Here is a 9,662-nt window from a genome sequence, read left to right as displayed (position 1 = left end):
GGCGCGATCCGCAGCTGCGCGACGGTGCGGCGATAGGGCTGGATGCCGAGCGGGGCGGCGCCCGCGATCGCGGCCACCGGATCGGCCCAGGCGCCGGCGGCGTCGACCAGCACGTCGGCCGCGAGGGTCGCGCCGCCCGCCTCGATCCGCCAGCGCCCGGCGACCCGCACCGCCGCGCGCAAGGGCGCCGAACAGCGCAATTCCGCCCCCGCCGCCTTCGCCGCATGCAGATAGGCGGCGTGGAGCGCGGCGACGTCGATGTCGCATGTGCTCGGCTCGAGCAGCGCGCGCCACCCGCCAGGTTGCAGCCCGGGCACGCGTGCGACGATCCCGGCCGGATCGAGCGCATGCAGCGCGACGCCGCTGTCCGCGAAGCGCGCGGCGAACGCATCGAGCGCGGCGCCGTCGTCGGCGCCCGCCAGATGCAGCGCGCCCCGCGGCACCAGGAAGCCGCGATCGGAGAAGTCGGCCGGCGGGCGAGCGAGGAAATCACCCGATGCGCTGGTCAGCGGCTGCACGCCGGGCCCACCATAGCTCTCGGTCCAGAATGCCGCCGAGCGGCCGGTGGCGTGGTATCCGGGCAGCGATTCGGCCTCGATCAGCACGACCGAGGCATGCGGCGCCAGCGCGGCGGCCAGACTCGCCCCCGCCATTCCGGCACCGACGATGCAGACGTCGGCGCGTGTCACCGCGGCGGTGCCTTGCGCGCCAGAAAGGAGTCGATCGCCGCCAGTCCGGCCAGCCGCTGCCCGTCGGCCTCGCGCAATATCTCGTGGCGCGCATCGGGCAGGCGGACGAGCTCGGCGTCGGGCAGCCGCCGCGCGACGCTCTCGATCGCGTGCGCGGCGACCAGTTCGTCGCGCCCCGCCTCGAGCAGCAGTATCGGCAGCGTAACCGCCTCGACCGCGCCGCGCCGCGCGATCCGGCGCGCGCCCGTCATCGCGGCGGCAAGCCAGTTCCAGCTCGGCGCGCCGACGCCGAGGCCGGGCCGCTCGCGCTTCCACCACTGCGAATCCTCATAGCGGTCGCGGCTGGCGGTGAGGCGAAGCTGCCGCGCGGGATCGTCGATGTCATCCTTCCACGCCTCGCGCCGCCCCCGCCCGCCGCGCACCGCGCCGGCGATCGCCAGCCGCGCGAGCCAGGTCGGCAGGCGTCGGGTGTTGAGCGCGAGCATCGGCGCGACCAGCACCAGCGCGTCGGGAGACACGCCGCGCTCGGCACAGGCCCGCAGCGCGACATGCGCGCCCATCGAATGCGCGACGATCACATGCGGCGCGGGTGTGCGCGCCTGCCAGTCGGCGACGAAGGCGGCGAGATCGTCGATCAGGGGATCGAAGCTGGTGCGATCGTCGGCGGGTGCCGCGTCGTCCGCGTCGGCACCGCGCGATCCGCCCTGCCCGCGCCAGTCGAACCCCTCGACGGCCCAGCCGCCGCGGTGCCAATGGTCGCACGCCTCGAGATATTTCTCGATGAAGTCGGCGCGCCCGCTCTGGAACAGCAGGCTGCCGCGCGACGCGCCCGCGGCCGGCCAGCGATAGGCGCGGTGCGGCCAGCCGTCGGCGGCGGTCCAGCTCCGCAGCACCAGCCCGTCGGGATAGCGGCGGCGATCGAAAGGCGAATCGGCGGGAAGAGTGGCAACGGGCATCTGCGGGCTGGTTACGGTTTGGCAAGCGCTCCCGTCTAGTGTGCGCCCATGCGAACCATTTTCCTCGAACTGCTGGCGGGCGGGCTCGTCGCGGCGCTGCTCTATGCGATCTGGACCGATTGGCGCGCGCGCGTCATCCCCAACCCGCTCAACGCCGCGATCGCGCTGGCGGCGCCGCTCTGGTGGTGGGCCTCCGGGCTGTCGCTCTGGCCGGGGGTCGCGGTGCAGCTCGCGGTCGGCGGCGTCGCGCTGCTGATCTTCATGGGCGCCTTCGCGATCGGCGCGATGGGCGGCGGCGACGTGAAGCTGATCGCCGCGCTCGGCCTATGGCTAGTGCCGCCCGACTTCCTCCAGATGATCGTGTGGATGTCGATCGGCGGCGGGCTGCTCACCGTGGTCATGATGATCGCCCACCGCGTCCGTCGCCAGGAGGGCCAGCTCGAGATTCCGTACGGCATCGCGATCGCCGCGGCGACCATTCCGGAACTCACCCAACGATATCTTTACCATTTCGGCCGATGACAGCGGCTTGAGAATGTCAATCGGCCTTTAGGGGGCAGACTAACGTCATGGACGCAAAGAAGATAGCATTGCTGGTCGGCGCCTTGTTCGTCGCGGCAGTGACAGCCATCATGGCGAAAAGCATGTTCGGCGCCGCGCCGGCGCCGATGGTGGTCGCAGCGGCACCGCAGCCGACGGGTCCCCAGGTTCTGGTCGCGACCAAGGCCCTGCCGATGGGCACCATCCTCGGGCCCGACTCGATCCGCTTCCAGACCTGGCCGAAGGATCTTGTCGACGGCGCCTATTATGTCCGCGGCGCCGCGGGGGTCGATCCGATCAAGATGCAGGGGATGGTGGTCCGCGCGGACATCACCGCCGGCCAGCCGGTCACCCAGGGCGCGCTCGTCTCCCCGCAGGATCGCGGCTTCCTCGCCGCCGCACTGACGCCGGGCATGCGCGCGGTCACCGTGTCGGTCGGCGGCGCCTCGGCGGTCGCCGGCTTCGTCTTCCCGGGCGACCGCGTCGATCTCATGCTCACCTCGAACGTCGACACCAGCAGCACCGCGCCGCAGTCGGTTGCGACCGGGCCGAACGGCCAGCCCGCGCCGACCGCACCGCACGACAACCGCCCGCTCCAGACCACCGAGACGGTGATGCGCAACGTCCGCGTGCTCGCCACCGACCAGCGCGTCGACAACACGCCGACGCCGGAAGGCAAGACCACGGTCTCTAACTTCTCGCTGGTGACGCTCGAGGCGACGCCCAAAATGGCCGAGAAGATCGCGGTCGCGCAGAAGATCGGTCAGCTCTCGCTCTCGCTGCGCCCGCTCGCCGACACCAATGCGGCGCTCGAAAAGGCGGTCGCGACCGGCGATCTCCCGGTGCCGGCCGGTACCGATCCCAAGGCCGCCGACAAGAAGGTGCTGCTCGCCGTCGCCAGCCAGCCGCAGGACTCGCTGAACAGCTTCACCACCGGCGGCGAGGTTTCGCGCTTCGCCCGCGGCGGCATGCAACTCTCCGGCAGGCACGGCCATGACGGCGCGATGCCGGGCGCGCCGGTCCAGCCCATCATCCACATCGCACGCGGCGCCGCCGTTACCGACACGCCCGTGGGGGGTAAGTGAACATGTCGACACCTTCGATCTTCTACCGTAGCGCCGCCGGCACCGCGCTCGCCGCCGCGCTCGCGCTCGGCCTGGCGGCGATGCCCGCCGGCCCCGCGCTCGCCAAATGGCAGCCTGCCAAGTCCCGCGCCCATGCCGCCCCGGCGCATCGCGGTCCGGCGACCGCCGGCGGGTTGATCGAGCTGTCGACCGGCCGCGGCCAGCTGCTCACGCTGCCGCGTCCGATGACCGACCTGTTCGTCGCGGATCCCAACATCGCCGACGTGCAGGTCCGCTCGCCCACCCGCCTCTACGTGTTCGGCAAGGGCGCGGGCGAGACGACGCTGTCGGCCACCGCGAAGGACGGGTCCGTGGTGTTCGCCTCGACGATCCGCGTCGGCACCAACATCGGCAACATCCAGCAGATGCTCAAGATCGCGATGCCCGACGCGCAGGTCACCGCGACCCCGATGAACGGCATCGTCGTGCTCACCGGCACCGTCGCGGCGCCCGATGACGTCGCCGAGGCCAGCCGCCTCGTCGCCGCCTTCGTCGGCAAGGACGTCCAGGTCGTCACCCGGCTCAAGACCGCGACGCCGCTGCAGGTCATGCTCAAGGTCCGCTTCGCCGAGGTCAACCGGTCGTTCGCCAAGAATATCGGCATGAACCTGCTGTCGCGCGATCCGGGCGGCAGCAACAGCATCGGCGGCGGCGTCACGCAGGGCAATGGCGGCACGCTCTCCGCCTACACAGATCCCAATACCGGCAAGGTCTCGAACAATCTGTCGACCTTCGCGATCAACGCCATCGCCACCGGCACGCGCTTCGGCCTCGCCGGCCACCTGCTCGGGCTCGACATCCTGACCACGCTCGATCTTGCCGAGACCGACGGCTATGCGACGACGCTCGCGCAGCCGACGCTGACCGCCTTGTCAGGGGAGACCGCGAGCTTCCTCGCGGGCGGCGAGATCCCGATCCCCGTGCCCCAATATCAGGGCGTCACGACGATCGACTACAAGCAGTACGGCGTCAGCCTCGCGTTCACGCCGACGGTGCTTGGCGACGGCCGGATCTCCTTGCGCGTCCGCCCCGAGGTATCGCAGCTCGATGCGGCCAACGGCCTGTCGATCAATGGCTATACTATCCCCGGCCTGACCACTCGCAGGGCCGAGACGACGGTCGAGCTCGGCTCGGGCCAGAGCTTCGTGATCGGCGGCCTGCTCAGCAACAACACGTCCAACTCGGTCAACAAGGCGCCCTTCCTCGGCGACCTGCCGATCCTCGGCCAGCTGTTCCGCTCGAACGGCTGGAAGCGCGCCGAAAGCGAGCTGGTGATCGTGGTCACGCCCTATCTCGTGAAGCCCGTCTCCGACAGCAAGATCGCGCTGCCGACCGATGGCTACCGGATGGGCACCGATGCGCAGGAGGTGCTGCTCGACCAGCATGTCGATGGCCAGTCGGGCAAGAAGAAGAACCAGCCCAAGGCCGCGCCGCCGGTCACCGTGCCGCCCGGCGACCCCACCGTCGCCATCGATCCGCGCCGCAAGGATGCGACCGCCCCCGCCCCCGGCTTTTCGGTCAATTGAGGATGAACCCCATGGCCCACTCCCTTGGCAAGATCGGTGCGGCAAGCGCCGCGCTCGCCCTGCTGCTCTCGACCGGTACCGTCGAGGCCAAGAAGGTCGTCAATCGCAGCGTCGAATCGGTCCACCAGCCGGTCGTCGAGCGCACCGACTATGTGCTCGACGTCGGCGCCGGCCCGCATGGCCTCGCATTCGGCGAAGGCCAGCGCCTGGTCGGTTGGTTCGAGGGACTCAACCTCGGCTATGGCGACACGATCATGCTCGACGAGCCCGCCGCCTGGCATGGCGGTCCGGCCGAGCAGGGCGTCGCCGCGATCGTCTCGCGCTACGGCATGCTGATCGCGCACGACGCGCCGCCGGTCACCGTCGGCCGCCCCGCCCCGGGCACGCTGCGCGTTGTCGTCAGCCGCGCGACCGCGCGCGTCGACGGATGCCCCGACTGGACGCACGACAATTCGGAATATGCAGGCTCCTCGGGCTCCAACTATGGCTGCGCGACCGCGGTCAACCTCGCCGCGATGATTGCCAATCCCGAGGATCTGGTGGTCGGCCAGCAGGGCAGCCGCGGCGGCGATGCGGCAGTGAGCATAAAGGCGATCAAGACGTTCCGCGACGCGACCCCGACCGGCTCGGGTGGTCTGAAAGCCGAGAGCACGGGAGGCAAGTAAATGAACGCGCCCTTCAATCCCCGTTCCGCCGGCTTGCGCGATCCGTTCGCGGCGTTCGTCTGCGACGACATGACCGTCGACGCGCTGCGCCCGCTCGCGATCGAGATGGGCTGGCCGCCGGAGAAGATCCACAAGGGCGGGCTGCGCAACGCGGTGCAGACGCTCGCTGTGTCCGCCAGCCCGCACATCCTGTTCGTCGACATGTCGGAGAGCGGCGATCCGCTTAACGACATCAATGCGCTTGCCGAGGTCTGCGAACCAGGCACCGTGGTGATCGCCTCGGGTCAGGTCAACGACGTGCGCCTGTACCGCGACCTCGTCGCCAGCGGTATCCAGGACTATCTGCTCAAGCCGTTCAGCGCCGACCAGGCGCGCGAGGCGTTCGCGCATGCCCAGCTCACCCTGTCGGGTCCGCGGCCGTCCGAGAACGCCGTCGATCGACCGCATCTGATGACCGCGGTGATCGGCGTCCGCGGCGGCGTCGGCGCCTCGACGATCGCGACCTCGCTCGCCTGGCTGATGGGCGAGTCCGAGGACCGTACCACCGCGCTGCTCGATCTCGACGTCCATTTCGGCACCGGTGCGCTGGCCTTCGATCTCGAGCCCGGCCGCGGCCTGACCGACGCGATCGAGAATCCGAGCCGCATCGACGGGCTGTTCATCGAGCGCGCGATGGTCAAGGCGACCGACAAGCTGTCGGTGCTGTCCGCCGAGGCGCCGCTCAACCAGCCGCTGATCACCGATGGCTCGGCCTTCTACCAATTGCAGGAAGAGCTGCGCTCGGCGTTCGAGGCGACCGTCCTCGATCTGCCGCGCCACATGCTGATCCAGCATCCGCACCTGCTCCACGACGTCCAATCGGTCGTCCTCGTCGTCGAACTGACGCTGGCCTCGGCGCGCGACACGATCCGGCTGCTGTCGTGGCTCAAGGCCAATGTGCCCGCGGCCAACGTCACGCTGGTCGCCAACCGCGTGGTGGCGGGCGGAGTCGGCGAGATCAGCCGCAAGGAGTTCGAGGAGTCGGTCGAGCATAAGGTCGATGTCAGCGTGCCGTATGAGGCCAAGCAGTTCGCGCAGGCGGCCAAGCTCGGCAAGACGCTCGCCGAGGTCGCCAAGTCGAACAAGGTCGGATCGCCGATCGTCGAACTGGCGCGATCGATCACCCGCGCGGCCAATACCGGCGGATCCGCAGCCGGCAAGACCGCCGCCTCCGGCAAGTCGCTGATCGGCAAGATCGGCGATTTCAAGGCCATGCTGCCCAAGCGCAAAGCGAAGTGACGGCGCGCTGAGACGCGCGGGGATATGATGATGGTGATCGACAGGAAGGCACTCGACTGATGCTCCCCGCACTGCTTCTCGCATTCAGTGGCTGCCTCATGGTGGGGCTGATCGCGCTCGCCTTTTCCGGGCCATCGCAGAGCCGCGCCAAGTCGCGGCGCATGGACAGCCTCAAGGCCCGGCACACCGGGGCCGAAGGCGCCGTCCAGGCGCAGATGCGGCGCGCCCTGACGCAGCACGACACCAAGCTCGACTCGCTCGCGACCCGCTTCCTGCCCAAGCCGGACATGTTGCGGCATCGCCTCGTGATGACCGGCAAGACCTGGACCCTGGGCAAATATGGCGCGGTCTGCGCGGGCATGGCGGTTGTTATCGCGCTGGCGCTGGCGATCAAGGGCGTGCCGATCCTGATCGCGATCTTCGCCGGCCTCGCGCTCGGGTTGGGATTGCCGCACAAATATGTCAGCATGCTGATCAAGCGCCGCGTCGCCAAATTCACGGCCAAATTTCCGGACGCGATCGAGTTGCTCGTGCGGGGCTTGCGCTCGGGTCTGCCGATCACCGAGACGATGACCGTCGTCGGCGCGGAGGTGCCGGGGCCGGTCGGCGTCGAGTTCCGGCTGATCGGCGATCGCGTCAAGATCGGCCGCACGCTCGATGCGTCGCTGCAGGAGACCGCCGATCGTCTCAACACCCCCGAGTTCCAATTCTTCGTGATCACGCTGGCGATCCAGCGCGAGACCGGCGGCAACCTTGCCGAGACGCTTGGCAACCTGGCCGACGTGCTCCGCAAGCGCGCGCAGATGAAGCTCAAGATCAAGGCGATGTCGTCGGAATCGAAGGCGTCCGCCTATATCGTCGGCTCGCTGCCCTTCTTCGTGTTCTTCATCGTCTGGTTCATGAATCCCGAATATATGACGGGCTTCTTCCACGATCCGCGGCTCGAGATCGCGGGCTGCGTCGGGCTCTGCTGGATGGGCATCGGCGTGTTCATCATGGCCAAGATGTGCAGCTTCGAGATCTGAGGGCGTACCGATCATGAACACCGCCCCACACGCCAGCTTCCTAGGCCTCGACGTCACGCTGATCGGCACGCTGCTGGCCGCGATGGCGACGCTCGCCGTACTCGTCGCCATCTATGCCGCCGCGACCTCGCGCGACCCGATGGCCAAGCGCGTCAAGGCGCTCAACGAACGCCGCGAGCAGCTCAAGCTCGGTATCACCGCATCGACCTCGAAGCGCCGGGTCAAGCTCAACGCGCGCAGCGAGGCGACCGACCGGATGCGCTCCGCGCTGGGCTCGCTCAAGGTGCTGCAGGACAGCCAGCTCAAGGAGGCCCAGACCAAGCTGATGCAGGCGGGCATCCGTACCAAGGATGCCGCGGTCGCGGTGATCTTCGCGCGCATGGCCGGCCCGCTGATCCTCGGCACGATCGTGATCCTCGGTGTCTATGTGCTCGGCTGGTTTCCGGCCTGGGGGCCGCTCAAGCGCTATGGGCTGGTCGCCGCGACGCTGATCCTGAGCTACAAGGGCCCCGATATCTGGCTCAAGAACAAGATCACCAAGCGCAGCGCCGAGATTCGCAAGGGCCTGCCCGATGCGCTCGACCTGCTCGTGATCTGCGCCGAGGCCGGCCTTACCGTCGATGCGGCGTTCGGGCGCGTGTCGCGCGAACTCGGCAAGGCCTATCCCGAACTCGGCGACGAATGCATGCTGACCGCGATCGAGCTCGGCTTCCTGTCGGAGCGCCGTCAGGCGTTCGAGAATCTTGCCTCGCGCGTCGCGCTCGATGCGGTGCGCGGCGTCGTCACCACGATGATCCAGACCGAGAAATATGGCACGCCGCTCGCCTCGGCGCTGCGCGTGCTGTCGGCCGAGTTCCGCAACGAGCGCATGATGCGCGCCGAGGAGAAGGCCGCCCGGCTGCCCGCGATCATGACCGTGCCGCTGATCGTCTTCATCCTGCCCGTTCTGTTCGTCGTCATCCTCGGCCCGGCGGCCTGCTCGATCTCGAGCGCCATGTCCTCGGGCAAGATGAGCTAAGACGTTGCGAAATGGGCGTGGCGGGAACGTCGCGCCCATTCTGTCGGTTCTGCCTCCGTAACAAAGGAGGCATGCCATGGGCTTCACTGCCAACCAATGGGCGATACTGGCCCTCGTGCTCGTGCTGGGCTGGCTGCTCGGCCTGCTGTCGCGCTCGGGCGGCGGCCGCTGGCGCCGCGCCTACGAGCAGGAGAAGCGCGCGCGCGAGACCGCCGAGACACGCCACGCCGCCGCGCGCGAGCGGATCGCCGAGCTCGAGCGCGGCCATCCGGTCGGGCCGGGCACCGCTGCCGCGGTCGGTGCGGCCGCGGCCGGCACCCGCGACGACCTCGCGCTGATCCGCGGCATCGGTCGGGTGCGCGAGACCAGCCTCAACGAGGACGGCATCCACAGCTATCGCCAGATCGAGAATCTGTCCGCCGCCGACATGGACCGTCTCGAGGCGCGGCTCGGCCTGGCACCCGGCACGATCGCCCGCGAGGAATGGCGCGAACAGGCCGCAATGCTCCGCGACCGTAGGCTCGACGACCACCGCACGCGGTATCCGGCGATCTGAGACACTGTTCCCCGGCGAACGCCGGGGTCCAGGCCCCCACAACCTACTTGAACGCTCTACCCGCCCACAGACGACAGGCCTGGGCCCCGGCTTTCGCCGGGGAACCCTCAGGACTTCGGCGAGGCGCCATCCGTGTGCGCAGGCACTATCGGCGGCGCACCGACCGGATCTTCGGCCGCACCGACATCGGCGGCGGGCTTGGCCATCGGATCGGGGCCGTGCTTGGCGCGCGCGGCGGCGCCGACGGGCGCGGGCGGCGTGTCGTCGGCGGGCGCGAGCTTGACA

General features: G+C 69.4%; 10 protein-coding genes. 8 read left to right on the top strand and 2 right to left on the bottom strand.

The window, feature by feature from the left end:
* Both Q0326_RS17275 and Q0326_RS17270 read right to left on the bottom strand, forming a co-directional pair.
* A partial coding sequence (locus Q0326_RS17275) for an FAD-dependent oxidoreductase (RefSeq protein ID WP_298692905.1) occupies positions 1-689 on the bottom strand: 689 nt, incomplete at its 3' end.
* The gene (locus Q0326_RS17270) at positions 686-1,645 is read right to left on the bottom strand and encodes an alpha/beta hydrolase (RefSeq protein ID WP_298692903.1); all 960 of its coding nucleotides are present in this window, start codon (positions 1,643-1,645) and stop codon (positions 686-688) included. The genes Q0326_RS17270 and Q0326_RS17275, both read right to left, overlap by 4 nt.
* A gap of 48 nt (positions 1,646-1,693) precedes the next feature.
* Here Q0326_RS17270 and Q0326_RS17265 point away from each other — a divergent pair, with 48 nt between their 5' ends.
* From Q0326_RS17265 to Q0326_RS17230, 8 genes are all read left to right on the top strand, one after another.
* Positions 1,694-2,167, top strand: coding sequence for a prepilin peptidase (locus Q0326_RS17265; RefSeq protein ID WP_298692901.1), 474 nt, complete (start codon positions 1,694-1,696; stop codon positions 2,165-2,167).
* Positions 2,168-2,214: 47 nt separating this feature from the next.
* Positions 2,215-3,270, top strand: coding sequence for a Flp pilus assembly protein CpaB (cpaB, locus tag Q0326_RS17260; RefSeq protein WP_298692899.1), 1,056 nt, complete (start codon positions 2,215-2,217; stop codon positions 3,268-3,270).
* A gap of 2 nt (positions 3,271-3,272) precedes the next feature.
* A complete protein-coding gene (locus tag Q0326_RS17255; RefSeq protein ID WP_298692897.1) occupies positions 3,273-4,835 on the top strand; it encodes a type II and III secretion system protein family protein in 1,563 nt (520 codons plus the stop codon).
* Positions 4,836-4,846: 11 nt separating this feature from the next.
* The gene (locus tag Q0326_RS17250; protein ID WP_298692895.1) at positions 4,847-5,500 is read left to right on the top strand and encodes a CpaD family pilus assembly lipoprotein; all 654 of its coding nucleotides are present in this window, start codon (positions 4,847-4,849) and stop codon (positions 5,498-5,500) included.
* Positions 5,501-6,778, top strand: a complete 1,278-nt coding sequence (locus tag Q0326_RS17245; RefSeq protein ID WP_298692893.1) for a pilus assembly protein CpaE — start codon at positions 5,501-5,503, stop codon at positions 6,776-6,778. It begins immediately after the preceding gene.
* 59 nt (positions 6,779-6,837) lie between these two features.
* On the top strand, positions 6,838-7,803 hold the full coding sequence (locus Q0326_RS17240) for a type II secretion system F family protein (RefSeq protein WP_298692891.1): 966 nt from the start codon (positions 6,838-6,840) through the stop codon (positions 7,801-7,803).
* A 13-nt stretch (positions 7,804-7,816) separates the two neighbouring features.
* A complete protein-coding gene (locus Q0326_RS17235) occupies positions 7,817-8,821 on the top strand; it encodes a type II secretion system F family protein (protein WP_298692889.1) in 1,005 nt (334 codons plus the stop codon).
* Positions 8,822-8,897: 76 nt separating this feature from the next.
* Positions 8,898-9,377, top strand: coding sequence for a hypothetical protein (locus tag Q0326_RS17230; protein WP_298692887.1), 480 nt, complete (start codon positions 8,898-8,900; stop codon positions 9,375-9,377).
* Positions 9,378-9,662 lie beyond the last annotated feature (285 nt).

Origin of the sequence: uncultured Sphingomonas sp. (assembly GCF_937859915.1) — a bacterium.
Taxonomy (GTDB): Bacteria; Pseudomonadota; Alphaproteobacteria; order Sphingomonadales; family Sphingomonadaceae; genus Solisphingomonas.
This window is presented reverse-complemented; position numbering and strand designations above follow the sequence as displayed.